Origin of the sequence: Arthrobacter sp. NPDC093125 (genome assembly GCF_044754225.1) — a bacterium.
GTDB lineage: Bacteria > Actinomycetota > Actinomycetes > Actinomycetales > Micrococcaceae > Arthrobacter.
The window spans coordinates 184031-198959 of the sequence record NZ_JBIVOQ010000004.1; the positions used below are offsets into that span (position 1 = coordinate 184031).

Here is a 14929-nt window from a genome sequence, read left to right on the forward strand (position 1 = left end):
GGTCAGGCGCCGATCAGCCGCGCGGCCAGGTAGCCCTCCACCTTGTCCAGGGAGACGCGTTCCTGGCTCATGGTGTCGCGCTCACGGATGGTGACGGCCTGGTCCTCGAGGGTGTCGAAGTCCACCGTGATGCAGAACGGGGTGCCGATCTCGTCCTGGCGGCGGTAGCGGCGGCCGATGGCGCCGGCGTCGTCGAAATCGATGTTCCAGTTCTTGCGGAGTTGGGCGCCGAGGTCCTTCGCCTTCGGGGAGAGGTCCTCGTTGCGGCTCAGCGGAAGCACGGCCGCCTTGACCGGCGCAAGGCGCGGATCGAGCTTGAGCACGGTGCGGACGTCCACGCCGCCCTTGGCGTTCGGAGCCTCGTCCTCGGTGTAGGCGTCAATGAGGAAGGCCATGAACGAGCGGGTCAGGCCGGCGGCGGGTTCGATCACGTACGGCGTGTAGCGCTCGTTGGTGGCCTGGTTGAAGTAGCTCAGGTCCGTGCCGGAGGCCTTGGCATGCGTGGAGAGGTCGAAGTCCGTGCGGTTGGCGATGCCTTCGAGCTCGCCCCATTCGGAGCCCTGGAAGCCGAAGCGGTACTCGATGTCCGTGGTGCCCTTGGAGTAGTGGCTGAGCTTGTCCAGCGGGTGCTCGAAGAAGCGCAGGTTCTCTTCACGGATGCCCAGGTCCGTGTACCAGGACATGCGTTCCTTCATCCAGTACTGGTGCCATTCCTCGTCCGTGCCCGGCTCGACGAAGAATTCCATTTCCATCTGCTCGAACTCACGGGTGCGGAAGATGAAGTTGCCGGGCGTGATCTCGTTTCGGAAGGACTTGCCGATCTGGCCGATGCCGAACGGCGGCTTCTTCCGGGACGTGGTCAGCACGTTGCTGAAGTTCACAAAGATGCCCTGGGCGGTTTCGGGGCGCAGGTAGTGGAGGCCCTCATCGCTGGCAACGGGGCCAAGGAAGGTCTTCAGGAGTCCGGAGAACTCCTGCGGCTCGGTCCATTCGCCGCGGGTTCCGCAGTTGGCGCAGGCGATGTCCTTGAGGCCGTTCTCGGCGGGGCGGCCCTTCTTTTCCTCGTATTCCTCTTCGAGGTGGTCCGCACGGTAACGCTTGTGGCAGGAAAGGCACTCCACGAGGGGGTCGGAGAAGACCTCGACGTGTCCCGACGCTTCCCAGACCTGGCGGGGCAGGATCACCGAGGAGTCCAGGCCCACGACGTCTTCACGGCCGCGCACCACGGACTGCCACCACTGGCGCTTGATGTTCTCCTTCAGCTCGGCACCAAGTGGCCCGTAGTCCCAGGCGGAACGGGAGCCTCCGTAGATCTCGCCGGCCTGAAAAACGAAACCCCTCCGCTTGGAAAGGGAAATGACCTGGTCGAGGACGGATTTTGCTGCCATGGGAACTCCAATTTCTACAGGGCCGCTGGGTGCGGTCCGCGGGTTTCTGGCCCGGTAACCCCGGCTGGTTGCCGGGCGGGGAAATGCGAAGGGAAAACAGTGCATGAAAGCTGCGTGTCCTAGACTACCGGGCGCTACCTGCGGAAAGCTCCCCGCGGCCAGGGAAGCGTCGCGATGACGATGGCCACGAGGGTCAGCAACGTCCCGAGCACGGTGGGAACAGCAACGATGGAGCCGGGGGCCGGAACCAGCAGGTCAAGGCCGAGCGAGCCGAGGAGCTGGCCGGCGATCATGCCGAGGCCGGTCACCAGCACGCCGAGGCTGCGGACCAGCAGGGCCCCGAGTCCGATGAACACGCAGCCCATGGGCCCGCCAAGGTAGTACCACCATTCCCCGGGGAGCGGGTTTCCTGTGCCGGCCAGGGCCACCTTGATGAGCCAGGCCACCCACAGCACGCAGGTTCCGGCCACGAAATTGACCAGGGTCGCGGCAATCGGGGTGCCGTAGTGCATCGTGGCCGTTCCGTTCATGGCCTGCTGGAAGCTCATGAGGAAGCCGGCCAGGACGGGAAGCAGCAGCGGCAGGATGAGCTGGGCGGGGTCGCCTCCCGCTGCGGGCCCGCCGGTTCCCGGGGCAGCGGTTCCTGGAGCACCGCCAAAACGTGGCGAGACGGCCCAGGCGACGGCGGCAATGGTGAGGACACAGCCGATGATGCGGATACCGGTCACGGCCTTTTTTCCGCCGGGACCCAGGCCGAGCCTGTCCACCAGCAGGCCGCTCACGGTCTGGCCCGTGACCGTGGACACTGTGAACAGGGCGACGCCCAGCAGCCCCACCGTAAAGGACTGGGCGAACACAAAGAGGGCGCCGATGCCGCCGGCCAGGACGTAGTACGGCGGGAACTTCCGCTCCCGAACGGCAGGCGCGATGCTGGCCAGCCCGGCCCGGCCGCGCGGCAGGACGAGGGAGACGAGGATCATCAGCACCAGTCCCGTGCTGAAGCTGACAACAGCTGCGGCGATGCCGTCCCCGAGCCTGGCCCCGAGGGCGCCGTTGATTCTTCCCTGCAGGGGAATGGCGAGTCCGGCGGCCACGGCCATCGGAAGGCCCGCGGCAAGGGGCAGCCGCTGTGCGTGGGTCATTGGTTACCTAACGTCAGGCATGATTGCTTGTATGAGCACACCGGAAATCGAAGACATCCCCATCCGCGACGAGATGATCCGTCTCGGCCAGCTCCTGAAACTCGCGAACCTGGTGGAGGACGGCGTCGAGGCCACCGAACTGATCAAGAATGGGCTGGTCAAGGTCAACGGCGAGATCGATGACCGCCGCGGCCGGCAGCTCCACCACGGCGACACGGTCACGCTCAACAACCGCACCGTCCGGATCACCGCACCCGGCAGCTGATTCTCCGGCTCGCAGAGGCGGGTTACTTCTTCAGCACCTCGTGGGTGAGGAACTCCGCCACGTGCCCGATCTCCTGGGCGTTGATGCCGTGCCACATTCCCGTGTACAGGACCTTGGTCAGCTTCACGTGGCTGCGGACCCAGCCCATCGTGTAATCGATCTTGTCTTCGGTGATGACCGGATCCTGCTGGTCGCGGCCCCAGAAGAACGGCACCGTTCCGTCGAGTTCCGCGTCCCGGAATTCGCCGTCGGCTCCGGCGTTGACAACAAATCCTGACAGCCCGACGACGGCGGCATAGTCAGCGGGGCGCTTCCGCAGCAGCGTGGTGGCCATGGCCATCCCCATGGAGAATCCGAGGAGGGTGACAGAGGGGTGGTTGTCCTTGACGCTGTCGATCCAGTCCTGCAGATAGCCCGCCGCAGCTTTGACGGCGTCCACAGAGTACTCGACGCTGCCGGTCAGCGGGAACCAGGCAAAGCCGGGGCCCATGGCGATGGGCGCCCGGACGGACGCCACCGCGAATTCTTCAGGGAGCATGTCAGCCAGGCTGAGGAGATCCTGCTCGTTTGCGCCGTAACCGTGCAGCAGGACCAGCAGGGGCTTGCCGGCCCTGGCATCCTCGGGTTTGGACCACAGAACAACGGGGGCAGGGAAAGCGTCGGCTAAAGTCATGGCTCCATTCTTACAGTTGCCGGAGGGCTGACTGTTTTCGTCGACATCTGTTGGCGGACCGTGCCCGGTGCGGGCAGGATGTGTGCATGGACCCGGAGGCCGTGGTACGGACCCGGCTGGTCAGCCAGCAGCTGCGTTCACCCGTGGCAGCCTCGGTGGAGGACGCGCTGCAAAACCTGCTGGCAGTGCAGTCGCAAGAGTATCCGTATGCGCGCTGGTCCCTGGCGCAGCGGACCGCCGATGCCACGGCAAACGATGTGGACCAGGCAGTCGCTGAGGGCCGCATCCTGCGGACGCACATCCTGCGGCCTACCTGGCACTTCGTGCACCGTACCGATCTTTCCTGGCTCCGGGCGCTGTCCGCCCCGCGCCTGCACAGGGCCAATGCCATCACGTATAGCCGGACCGGGATTGACGCCGTCACGGCGGCCCGGAGTACCGACGTGCTGGCTGCTGCGCTGGAAGGCGGACGGCAACTGACGCGTGACCAGCTCGCGGGCGAGTTGGAGCTCGCGGGATTCAGCGTCAAGGGCCTGGTTCTGGCGTACCTGATCATGCATGCGGAGATTGACGGTGTGATCGTCAGCGGGGCACCGGTCCGCAGTGCTGCCGGGGCTCTCCGGCAGACGTACGCGGCCTTCGGGGAACGCGTGGGTCCGGCCTCGGCGGACCCACTGAGCCGGGAGGAGTCCCTTGCCGCTTTGGCACGGCGGTACTTCCGAAGCCGCGGTCCGGCCACGGTCAGGGACTGCGCCGCCTGGTCGGGGATGATGGTGACCGACGTCCGTCTCGGACTGGCACTTGCCCTGGAGGACGATCCGGCGGCCCTCGAGCGGGAGGAGATCGACGGCGTCGCGTTCTACTTCAATCCGGAGTCCTCCCGCCCCTTCGGTCAGGACTCCTCCGCCCGTCCGGACTCCTCCACCAGCGGGGGCGCAGGTTCCGGCGGACGCATTGATCTCATCCAGTGTTATGACGAGTACGTCATGGGGTATTCCGCCTCGCGCAGCTACCTGGGCGGTAAAGCACCAACCTTCCCGAGACACGGTGATCCCCTGCACGTGGTCCTGCTGGACGGCCGCATGGCCGGTGCCTGGCGGCATCGGCTGATCCGGCCCGGCTCCCCTGGCCAGCGGTGCGAACTGGATATCCGGATGCGGCAGGACAGAACTTCAACCGGTGCGCTGGAGCAGGCGGCGAAAAGGTATGAAGAGTTCCTCGGGATGCCGACGTCGTATTCGGACTGAAGCGCCCAGCGCCTCTTCAGCTTCGGGGACTAAGCTGGATTGACACTCATGAGAGGCCCAGCAGCAATGAACAACCTGTTTTTCTGGATCATCATCCTGTCGCTCCTGATTCCGGTCGGGATGCGCATGTACCGGAGGTCTGTCCAGAGGCGGGACCAGGACCAGAACTTTCCCGGGCAGTATCCCGGCGGGTTCCCTGGCTCCTTTTCCGGGCCCCCGAAGAACCAGCCCCGGGACGGCTACACCCAGCAGGATTACATGAGCGGCGGTTTTGGCCTGCCCCGGAACCGCGGCCGGGACGAGCTTCCGCCGCTGGATCAGCCCTATCCCAACCCGCCCCATCAGCAGTTCCCGCAGCCTGGCCAGTACCCGCAGCCGGGGCACTACCCTCAGCCGGGCGGTGCGCAGTACGGGCAGCCCGGCAACGTCCCCTATGAGGACAGCCCGGAGTACCGTGCCAACCCTCCACAGCCGCAGCAGTCCCGCCCGCCGCAGCAGGAAAGCGGCCCCGTGGCTCCCCCGCCGCCATCGGCTCCACAGGGATACCGCGCGCGCAAACTGGCCGAGCTCGATCAGCAGTACAGCAACGGGGAGATCTCCATGGAGGAGTACATGACCCGGCGCAACGAGATCATGAACGGTTAGGTGTAGTTCCGATACACCTGGGCCGCTCGCGTCGTATCCTCGCGAGTCATTCGGGGACACGGGCTGCAGCAACGCAGGACGCGTCAATAGTCGGTCCGAGCTAGTCGACCTGCGGGAATCCGAGGTCGATGACCGACGTCGACGGGTCCGGCCAGCGGGTGGTCACTACCTTGCCCCGCGTGTAGAAGCGGATGCTGTCCGGCCCGTACATGTGGGTGTCGCCGAAGAGGGAGCTCTTCCAGCCGCCGAACGAGAAGGTGCCCACGGGCACCGGGATCGGCACGTTGACGCCCACCATGCCGGCCTCGACGTCGAACTCGAACTGCCGGGCGGCGCCGCCGTCACGGGTGAAGATGGCCACGCCGTTGCCGAACTCGTTCTCGTTGACCAGGCGAACGGCGTCGCTGTAGGTGTCCACGCGAACCACCGAAAGGACCGGGCCGAAGATCTCGTCGTCGTACACTTTCATGCCGGGCTTGACGTGGTCCACCAGGCTGACGCCGATGAAGAAGCCGTTCGAATCGAACTGATGCCCGCGGCCGTCGACGACCACGGTGGCCCCTTCATCCTCCGCGCCGGCAACATAGGAAGCGACCTTTTCGCGGTGCTCGGCGGTGATCAGCGGCCCCATCTGGGACGAGGGGTCGGTGCCCGGACCGATCTTGAGGTCCGCCATGCGGGTGGAAATCGCCTTCACCAGGTCGTCGGCGATGTTGCCGACAGCAACGAGCACGCTGATCGCCATGCAGCGCTCCCCCGCAGAACCATAGGCTGCAGAGACGGCCGCATCGGCTGCCATATCCAGGTCGGCGTCGGGCAGAACCACCATGTGGTTCTTTGCTCCGCCAAGGGCCTGGACGCGCTTGCCGTGATCGGCCGCACGCTTGTAGATCGACTGGGCAATGGGGGTTGAACCGACGAAGCTGACGGCCTTTACATCGGGATGCTCAAGCAGCACATCGACGGCTTCCTTGTCGCCCTGAACGACGTTGAGCACGCCGGCCGGCAGTCCGGCTTCGGCGAAGACCTCTGCGATGAAAACAGCAGACGACGGGTCCTTTTCGCTCGGCTTCAGCAGCACGGTGTTGCCGCAGGCCAGTGCGCTGCCGATCATCCACAGCGGCACCATGGCGGGGAAGTTGAAGGGTGTGATGCAGGCGACCACCCCGACGGGCTGCCGCACAGAGTGGACGTCGATGCCGCTGGAGACCTGCTCTGAATGCTCACCCTTGAGCATGTGGGACAGCCCCGTGGCGAACTCGATGTTCTCCAGGCCGCGTGAGATTTCCCCTTCGGCGTCGGAGAGCACCTTGCCGTGCTCGCTCGTGAGGATCGCGGCGAGCTCGCTCTTGCGCTGGGTCAGGATTTCGCGGACGCGGAAGAACACATTGGTGCGCTTGGCCAGGCTCGTGGCCCGCCAGGCGGGCAGCGCAGCTTTGGCGGCCGCGATCGCTTCCTCGACCCTGGCGCCCGAGGCGAGCACCACCTGCTTCTCCTGCTCCCCCGTGGCGGGGTTGAAGACGGGGCCGAACCGTTCGGCGTCGCTGACGCGGTTGCCGTTGATGAAGTGGGGAATGGTTTCCATGGATGTCCCTTTCGTGGGGGCAGACAGACTTGGGCATGAACGACGGCGTCATGCCGGTTATGGGGGCGGCCAGCCCCGCAACGGCTACTGAAGTGCTACTGGAGGGCGGCTATTTTGCTGAAGCGAGGGAGCCGTCAACGAGTTTGATGATCATCGAGCAGTCCTTGCCGGCTTCCCCGGCATCAATGAGCCGCTGGTACAGCTGCTGCACATGCTTGCCGATCTCGAGGGGCGTGCCGGTGTCCTCGGCGGCGCTGATGGCGAGTCCGATGTCCTTGTTCGCCAGCTCGGTGGTGAAGGTGGGCGCGAAGTCGTTGTTCGAGGCTGCGGTGGGGACCACGCCCGGAACGGGGTACCAGGTGCGCAGGGCCCAGCTGTCGCCGGAGGAGACCGAGGCGATGTCCCAGAACACCTTCTTGTCGAGGCCGAGCCGGTCCGCCAGGACTGCGCCCTCGGCCGTGGATGCCAGGTTGATCAGGAGCATCAGGTTGTTGCAGATTTTTGCTGCCTGGCCCGTGGTGGCACCGCCGGTGGGAATGACGTTGGAGGCCATCGGCTCGATGTAGCGGCTGGCGTCGGCGACGGCACCCGCTTCACCGCCGACCATGAAGGTGAGGGTTCCAGCCTTGGCGCCGCTCATGCCGCCCGAGACCGGGGCGTCGACGAAGCGGAACCCGGCGGCAGCAGCGGCGTCGTGAAGTTCCCTGGCGGCGGCGATGTCAATGGTGGAGGAATCGACGAGGAGGGTCGACGTGTCGGCATGCGCGAGCACCCCGTCCTCACCGAGGTAGACGGCCTTGGCGTGCTCGCCCTTGGGGAGCATGGTGAACACGACGTCGGCACCGTCGACAGCCTCGGCGATGCTCTGCACCGGCTTTACCCCACCGGCTTCAGCTGCAGCGACGGCGGCCGGATTGAGATCGAATCCCCGTACGTCGTGCCCGGCCTTCGCGAGATTGCCCGACATGGAGCCGCCCATGTTTCCCAAACCGATCCAACCAACTACTGCCATGGCGTAAGCTCCTTTGCTTTGTCTCCGGCCGAGGGCGGCCGGAAGGTCTGTGTCCAGCCTCACACCCTGCTACAGTGCAATCAAGGGGAAAAATCACAGAGGGTATGTGCACTGATGCACATGAGAGAAAGGCACCGCGTGGGGAGGCTTCCTAGTCCGGACGACCTGCTGATTTTGCTGACCGTGGCCCGGCTCGGGCGCTTCAACGCCGTCGCCGAAACCCTGGGCACAACGCACACCACCATTTCGCGGCGGATCCTTGCCCTGGACAAGCAGCTGGGCGGACGCACGCTGGAGCGCAGCCCGCACGGGTGGGAGCTCACCGAACTGGGCGCGTCAGCCGTTGCCGCGGCCGAAGTGATTGAGGAGACCCTGGGGTCTCTGGCCGGCGCCATTGGCCAGGACCAGGACGCCCTCTCGGGGATGGTGCGGATCAGCACCTCGGACGGCTTCGGTGCCGAATTTGTGACACCCGCGCTGGTCCGCCTTCAGCAGCGGCACCCGCTGCTGAACGTGGAGATGCTCAGCGCCACCCGCAAGGTCAGCCAGAACAGGTCCGGCGTGGACCTTGAGGTGGTGGTGGGCCGGAACGAAGTCAGCAATGCGCAGCCGATCTTCCTGACGAACTACTTCCTCCGGCTCTACGCCAGCGCCGGCTATGCCGCCGGGCGGGGGCTTCCGGAAACGCTCGACGGCGTGGGGCAGCACGGCTTCGTCTCTTACGTCGAGTCCGCGCTCCAGGTGGCCGAGCTGGGCCACCGCTCCTCACAGCTGCCCATGCCGAAGTCCAGCTTCCAGGCCACGAGCGTCTTTGCCCAGATAAAGGCGGTGCGCCGCGGCGCGGGCATCGGACTGCTCCCGAACTTCATGGTGGCCGGAGATGCCGACTTCGTTCCGGTGCTCCCGGACGACTTCCAGCGTCAGGTGCCCATCTGGGCGGTGGCTCGCCCCGAAGCGCTGCGGTCCGGCCGGGTGCAGGCCGTGATCGCAGCGCTTAAGCAGGAGGTGGACGAGCGCCAGGAACTTCTGGCAGCCTGACTTCTTCTGGTTGCCTGAGCCCCGGCACTCAGGCCTGGAAGAGCCGCCGCACCACGTGCCCGGCGGCCAGTGCGTCCAGGCCTTCGTTGATCTCGGCAAGCGGCCTGGTATCGGTATGCAGCAGCTCAACCGGCAGCTGGCCCTCGCGCCAGTACTCCAGATACAGCGGGATGTCCCGGTCCGGCACGGCGTCACCCATGTATGAGCCAAGCAGGCGCTTGCCGGTGCCGGCGAACTGCAGGGCGGGCACCGTGAGCTCTGCGGTGGGATGCGGCAGCCCGACTGAAACGACTGCACCACCGCGGGTCACGTGCTCGAGGCAGGATGCGATCACCCGGGCGGACCCCACTGCTTCGATGGCCGTGTCCACGCCGTCGCCGGTGGCGTCAGCAATCAGCCGGGCAGCATCGTCGGGGGTGCCGACGGCGGTCGCCCCGCATTTCAGGGCAAGCTCGTGCTTGCTTGTGTTCGGATCGATGGCGATCACGGCGGACGCGCCTGCGAGCGCCGCCGCCATGACAGCCGAAAGCCCGACGGCACCCAGCCCGAAAACGGCCACCGACTGGCCGGGCTGGACGGCGGCGGTGTTCAGGACCGCACCCATCCCGGTGAGTACGGCGCAACCGAACATCGCCGCAACGGTGTCGGGCACGTCGTCGTCGATGACCACTACCGACTCGCGGGCCACCACGGCATAGTCGGCGAAGGCAGAGACTCCCAGGTGGTGGTTGATTCGCTCCCCCGCGGGCGTGCGCAGCAACGCCTCCCCGTGCAGGAGGTCACCCGAGCCGTTGACTTCCGCCGCCCGGTGGCACAGCGCTGGCCGCCCTGCTTTGCATGCACGGCACGCGCCGCAGCTCGGAACGAACACCAGGACGACGTGGTCGCCGACCGAGACATCCCCGACGCCCTCCCCGACCGCCTCAACCCGCCCCACGGCCTCATGCCCCAAGGCCATGGGAAGCGGCCTGACGCGGGAACCGTCCACCACCGAGAGGTCCGAGTGGCACAGGCTTGAGTAGGTGATGGCGATGCCCACCTCCCCGGCGCGGGGTGCCGGCCGGTCCAGCTCCTCAACCCGGAGCGGATGTGCTTCGGCGTAGCTGGTTCCGGAGGAGACGGTGGAGTAAAGGACAGCTGCTTTCATGGGAGATCCTGACTTCGTCTGGGGTGCTGACGCCCAACTGCCCGGGCCTGCGTGGTCGCGGGTCCGGGCAGCTGGTCTGCGGTTTTGTCGCATGAGGTGCTGGCGCTTGGGTTGTTGCGCCTATTCCTGGTGCCTACTTCTTGGCGGCAGCCAGCAGCTCGGCGGTGCCCTTGGCGTCTGCGGCGTCCACGTCGTGGAGCGAGATGCCTCGGGTCTCCTTGAGGAAGAACACCGAGACTGCGGTCACGATGCAGGCTCCGAGCAGGTACAGCGCCACCGGCGTGGAGGACTTGAAGTTGCTCAGGAGCGCAGTGGCGATGATCGGTGCCAGCGAACCGGCGACGATGGAGGTCACCTGGTAGCCCAGGGAAACGCCCGAGTAGCGCATCCGGGTGGGGAACATTTCTGCCATGATCGACGGTTGCCCCGCATACATGAGCGCGTGGAACAGCAGGCCGATGGTGATGGCAGCCAGGATGACGATGTCGTTTGCGGTGTCCATCATCGGGAAGGCGAAGAAGCCCCAAGTTCCGCCGAGGATGGCGCCTGCCATGTACACCGGCCGGCGGCCGAAGCTGTCGGACATCTTTCCGACGAGCGGGACGGCGCAGAAGTGGATGAAGTGCGCCACCAGCAGCAGCAGGAGGATCCGGGACGTGTCGGTCTGAACGACGACCTTCAGGTAGGTGATGGAGAACGTCACGACGAGGTAGTACAGGATGTTCTCGGCAAAGCGCAGGCCCATGGCGGTGAAGACACCGCGCGGGTAGCGGCGGAAGACTTCGGCGACGCCGTAGCCCTTCTTCTCGACCGTGACTTCCTTGCGGGCCTCGATGAAGATCGGGGCGTCCTGGACCTTGGTGCGGATGTAGTAACCGACGATCACGATCACAGCGGACAGCCAGAAGGCGACGCGCCAGCCCCAGCCGAGGAAGGCTTCCTGGGACAGCGTGGACGACAGGGTGAACAGCACGCCGGTTGCCAGGAGGTTACCCATGGGAACGGCGGACTGCGGCCAGCTGGACCAGAATCCGCGGGACTTGTTGGGGCTGTGCTCTGCAACGAGCAGCACGGCGCCGCCCCATTCACCGCCGACGGCGAAGCCCTGAACGAAGCGCAGGAAGACCAGCATTGCCGGAGCCCAGTAGCCGATCTGAGCGAAGGTGGGCAGGCAGCCCATGAGGAACGTGGAGACGCCCACCAGGATGATGCTCAGCTGCAGCAGCTGCTTCCGGCCGAACTTGTCCCCGAAGTGGCCGAAGACGATGCCGCCGATGGGGCGGGCCACGAACCCGACCGCGTAGGTGACGAACGCGGCGATGATGCCGTCCAGTTCCGTCCCTGAATTGGGGAAGAACATCTTGCCGAACACCAGGGTTGCTGCAGAGGCATAGAGGAAGAACTCATACCACTCAACCACCGTTCCGGCCATGGACGCCGTGACGACTTTTCTCAGGCCTGAGGCCTTAACGTCGGTTTCCTCTACGCGCCTTGCGGCGGAGTTTTCCGTACTCATGTGTGAACTCCTTCGGCGTCTTCGTCGACACCACTGGGACCAGTCTTTGGCGAACGCGTGTGAGGTACACCACGAATCGCCGGTTCACATGAGTATGGTCTGCAATTGCCTGCAAGCTCAACGACAAAAAGTGCAGAACGCATCTGCATAAATGCACAAGCAGCGGGTTTGACTACCCGTCAGTAATGACCGGCAAGGCCCGCCATTATTACTGACAGCACCTTTTGGCTACTCCCGCTCCGTTCCGTTCAGCCCAATTCAGTCCAGCAGATGTGTGCGCAGCTGCTCGTTGAGTTGCCCGATCTCCGTCAGGAAGCCGTCGTGGCCGATAGGAGCTTCAATCACGTGCACGTCAACGTTGCCGGGCAGGGCCTCAGCGAGCGCGCGGGACTGCGACGGGAAGTAGAGCCGGTCTGAATCGACGGCGGCGACAAAGAACTCGGCAGTGGTCCGGGCGAGCGCTTCCTTCAGTGTTCCCCGTCCACGGCAGATGTCGTGGCTCATGAGGGCTTCGGTGAGGGCGATGTAGCTGTTGGCGTCGAAGCGCCGGACCAGCTTGTGCCCCTGGTGATCCAGGTAGCTCTCCACCTGGTACCGGCCGCGGGCTCCCAGGGCATCGGCCTCGAACGGGGATTCGCTGCCCTGGGCGTTCCGGCCAAAGCGGAAGTCCAGCTCGTGCGCCGAACGGTACGTGATGTGGGCGATCCGTCGGGCGAGCGCCAGGCCGGCCTCGGGCAGCGGTCCCCCGTAATAGTCGCCGCCGTTGAAGTTGGGATCCTGCCGGATGGCGAGGGTCTGCGCCTGGGCAAAGGCAATCTGTTCGGCCGTGCTGCTCGCACCCACGGAGATCACACCGCAGCGGCGCACCCTGTCCGGGTAGCTGACAGCCCACTCGAGCGCGCGGGCGCCGCCCATGGAACCGCCCAGGACGGCGAACCAGCTGCTGATGCCGAGCTGGTCCGCCAGGCGCGCTTCGGCAGCAGTGGAGTCCCGGAGGGTCACCAGCGGGAAGCGGGATCCCCACGGCTTGCCGTCGGGGGCTTCCGACGACGGCCCGGTAGATCCGTAACAACCGCCCAGGATGTTGATGGAGACGACAAAGAATTTGTTGGTGTCCGCCGGTGCGCCGGGGCCGGCCAGCTGCTCCCACCAGCCCTCTTCACCGCCTTCCTGGCCACCCCGGGTCACATGGGTGTCCCCGGTGAGGGCATGTTCCACCAGGATGGCGTTGGAGCCGTCTGCGTTCAGCGTCCCCCAGGTTTCGTAGGCAAGGGTGACGTCAGGGAGGAATCCGCCGGCCTCCAGCTGGAGGCTGCCGATGCCGGCATACCGGAGCGTGCCGTCCAGCGGCGTGCTGCTTGGAGCCGTACTGACAGTATCGTCGGAAGCGTCCGTGCGGGTGGCGGAAATCGTCATTGGGATACCTCTTCTGCGCGCTTGCCTGCCGCCAGTTGACCGCAGGCCAGGTCTTCACCCGGGGCACCCCACCGCGGAAGGAGGGTTGCCGGCCAGCAAGCCGGGGCTGTTGCTGGCACTCATGACCTTGAACCAGCTTACGAAACGGGCCACCGGCTTCGCGAAGATTATGACGCCTATGTGACTCCCTGACCCGCAGGCTAACGGGCAAGCGCAACGCAGAAAGACCACTGGAATCCGCGGTTTTCACGGGCCTCTGCAGGGGTTAGGGCACCCTTAGCTGAGAGCCGCGTCACAAGATGCCAAGATGAGGGCATGCGCATGGATCACGTCTCTTACGCCTGTGAACACGATGGCCTGGCTGCCACCACTGAACGTATCGCGTCTGCCCTCGGCGTTGAAGCCGTAAAGGGTGGAGTACACCCCCGTTTCGGAACCCGGAACATGATTATCCCGCTCGCCGGGCACAAATACCTTGAGGTCGTGGAGGTCCTGGACCACCCGGCGTCGGACAAGGCACCTTTCGGACAGGCTGTGCGGGCTCGCTCAGCTGCCGGAGGCGGCTGGATGGGCTGGTGCGTCGAAGTGGACGACCTTGCCCCGTTCGAGGAGCGTCTCGGACGCGCCGCCGTCAACGGCAACCGCAAGTTCCCGGACGGCCGCGAACTCATCTGGAAGCAGATCGGGATTCTGGGCCTCATCGCCGACCCGCAGGTTCCGTACATGCTGAAGTGGGAGGGCGACCCCTCGCTCCACCCGTCCAACGCCTATGACAGCAACGTCAAGATGTCCAGCCTCACCATCGCCGGCTCGGCCGAACGGGTCACCGAATGGCTCGGCGAGCCCGTGGAGCGGCCTCTCGAGGACGTCGCAGTGAATTGGGTCGCTCCGCACGGAACCCCTGGCATCCTGTCGGTCACGTTTGAAACCGCCGCGGGCGCCGTCACCATCTGATACCCCCAGCTATCTGAGATACCCGGCAGCTTGCTGCCACCACACTTCGGCCGCCATCAGCGGGTGCCAACGACGTTACCCGCCGATGGCGGCCGAATTATTTAACTAACCCAGCCCCATGGCTCTGCCGAACAGGCTGAAGCCGACGAACGCCACGATGTCCAGCAGGGCGTGGGCGACAACGAGCGGCATCACCCTGCGGGTCTTGGTATAAACCCAGGCGAACAGCACGCCCATGATGGCGTTGCCGATGAACGGCCCGAAGCCCTGGTACAGGTGGTAACTCCCGCGGAGCATGGAACTCGCGAAGATTGCCAGCGGCAGGGACCAGCCGAACTTTCCGAAGCGGTCCAGGAGATACCCCACCACGATCACTTCTTCCACAATGGCGTGGCGCAGGGCGGAAAGGATCAGGACCGGGATGGTCCACCAATAGGCGTCCAGGGCGCTGGGGATAATGGCCGTGGTGATGCCCAGCGCCCGGCCCGCCGCATACAGGCCCAGCGAAGGAATGCCGATCAGGGCCGCCAGTCCCAGCCCCTGGAGCAGGTCCCGTCCGGGGCGGGCAAGGTCGAAACCCAGCCTGTGGAATGCCGAGCCGCTCCCGTAGCCCGTGCCGGCTTTCGTTTGCCGCTGCTCGGTCATGAAGTAGATGACAAGCAGGACGGGCACCAGCGCGAAGATGATGTCCAGGAGCTGATACGTCAGGTCGAAGTACTCGCGGGTGCTTTGGGAACGGTTCAGCGTTGAGGTGCCCTCAGCCAGGGGTGCGCGGGTCATCTTGTCCAGGAGCTGCACCACTGAGTACACGGCTGACTGCCCCAGTGACAGTCCCAGGACGATCCAGACTTCGATCCGCAGACGACGGCGGGAGGGAACCAACATGTTCCTATCTTGCCTG

At 65.4% G+C, this 14929-nt stretch carries 14 protein-coding genes and 1 riboswitch; of the genes, 5 read left to right on the plus strand and 9 right to left on the minus strand.

The features are described 5' to 3' along the window. Nucleotides 1-2 precede the first annotated feature (2 nt). Nucleotides 3-1388 (minus strand): glycine--tRNA ligase, encoded by a 1386-nt coding sequence (locus ACIP9X_RS10535; protein WP_400479680.1) that lies wholly within the window; start codon nt 1386-1388, stop codon nt 3-5. Nucleotides 1389-1522: 134 nt separating this feature from the next. Next, nucleotides 1523-2530, minus strand: a complete 1008-nt coding sequence (locus ACIP9X_RS10540; protein ID WP_400479681.1) for a DMT family transporter — start codon at nt 2528-2530, stop codon at nt 1523-1525. 31 nt (nt 2531-2561) lie between these two features. Here ACIP9X_RS10540 and ACIP9X_RS10545 point away from each other — a divergent pair, with 31 nt between their 5' ends. After that, complete coding sequence (locus tag ACIP9X_RS10545; protein ID WP_400479682.1) at nt 2562-2795, plus strand: RNA-binding S4 domain-containing protein; 234 nt, start codon at nt 2562-2564, stop codon at nt 2793-2795. 22 nt (nt 2796-2817) lie between these two features. Here the strand turns inward: ACIP9X_RS10545 and ACIP9X_RS10550 are convergent, their stop codons facing one another. Continuing rightward, the gene (locus ACIP9X_RS10550; RefSeq protein WP_400479683.1) at nt 2818-3468 is read right to left on the minus strand and encodes an alpha/beta hydrolase; all 651 of its coding nucleotides are present in this window, start codon (nt 3466-3468) and stop codon (nt 2818-2820) included. An 86-nt stretch (nt 3469-3554) separates the two neighbouring features. Between ACIP9X_RS10550 and ACIP9X_RS10555 the strand changes: the two genes are divergently transcribed. Further along, nucleotides 3555-4715: a winged helix DNA-binding domain-containing protein gene (locus ACIP9X_RS10555; protein ID WP_400479684.1), complete on the plus strand. Its 1161-nt coding sequence runs from the start codon at nt 3555-3557 to the stop codon at nt 4713-4715. 66 nt (nt 4716-4781) lie between these two features. Next, nucleotides 4782-5360, plus strand: a complete 579-nt coding sequence (locus ACIP9X_RS10560) for a hypothetical protein (protein WP_400479685.1) — start codon at nt 4782-4784, stop codon at nt 5358-5360. 100 nt (nt 5361-5460) lie between these two features. Here ACIP9X_RS10560 and ACIP9X_RS10565 read toward each other — a convergent pair whose 3' ends face one another. Both ACIP9X_RS10565 and mmsB read right to left on the minus strand, forming a co-directional pair. Then, nucleotides 5461-6945, minus strand: a complete 1485-nt coding sequence (locus ACIP9X_RS10565) for a CoA-acylating methylmalonate-semialdehyde dehydrogenase (protein ID WP_400479686.1) — start codon at nt 6943-6945, stop codon at nt 5461-5463. 109 nt (nt 6946-7054) lie between these two features. Beyond that, nucleotides 7055-7957: a 3-hydroxyisobutyrate dehydrogenase gene (gene mmsB, locus ACIP9X_RS10570; protein ID WP_400479687.1), complete on the minus strand. Its 903-nt coding sequence runs from the start codon at nt 7955-7957 to the stop codon at nt 7055-7057. A 138-nt stretch (nt 7958-8095) separates the two neighbouring features. Between mmsB and ACIP9X_RS10575 the strand changes: the two genes are divergently transcribed. Then, on the plus strand, nt 8096-8995 hold the full coding sequence (locus ACIP9X_RS10575) for a LysR family transcriptional regulator (protein ID WP_400479688.1): 900 nt from the start codon (nt 8096-8098) through the stop codon (nt 8993-8995). Nucleotides 8996-9023: 28 nt separating this feature from the next. Here the strand turns inward: ACIP9X_RS10575 and ACIP9X_RS10580 are convergent, their stop codons facing one another. The 3 genes from ACIP9X_RS10580 to ACIP9X_RS10590 all read right to left on the minus strand — a co-directional run bounded on the left by ACIP9X_RS10580 (nt 9024) and on the right by ACIP9X_RS10590 (nt 13074). After that, nucleotides 9024-10142, minus strand: a complete 1119-nt coding sequence (locus tag ACIP9X_RS10580) for a zinc-binding dehydrogenase (RefSeq protein ID WP_400479689.1) — start codon at nt 10140-10142, stop codon at nt 9024-9026. Between the two features lie 133 nt (nt 10143-10275). Then, nucleotides 10276-11658: an MFS transporter gene (locus ACIP9X_RS10585; RefSeq protein WP_400479690.1), complete on the minus strand. Its 1383-nt coding sequence runs from the start codon at nt 11656-11658 to the stop codon at nt 10276-10278. Nucleotides 11659-11916: 258 nt separating this feature from the next. Continuing rightward, nucleotides 11917-13074, minus strand: a complete 1158-nt coding sequence (locus ACIP9X_RS10590) for a homoserine O-acetyltransferase (protein ID WP_400479691.1) — start codon at nt 13072-13074, stop codon at nt 11917-11919. Between the two features lie 12 nt (nt 13075-13086). Next, nucleotides 13087-13201, minus strand: a riboswitch (SAM riboswitch). A gap of 188 nt (nt 13202-13389) precedes the next feature. On the opposite strand from ACIP9X_RS10590, the gene ACIP9X_RS10595 reads away from it, so the two are divergent. Further along, nucleotides 13390-14028 carry a VOC family protein gene (locus tag ACIP9X_RS10595; protein ID WP_400479692.1) on the plus strand — a complete coding sequence of 213 codons (639 nt, stop codon included), beginning with the start codon at nt 13390-13392 and terminating at the stop codon, nt 14026-14028. Between the two features lie 105 nt (nt 14029-14133). Here the strand turns inward: ACIP9X_RS10595 and ACIP9X_RS10600 are convergent, their stop codons facing one another. Continuing rightward, nucleotides 14134-14913, minus strand: a complete 780-nt coding sequence (locus ACIP9X_RS10600; protein ID WP_400479693.1) for a CPBP family intramembrane glutamic endopeptidase — start codon at nt 14911-14913, stop codon at nt 14134-14136. Between the last annotated feature and the right edge of the window lie 16 nt (nt 14914-14929).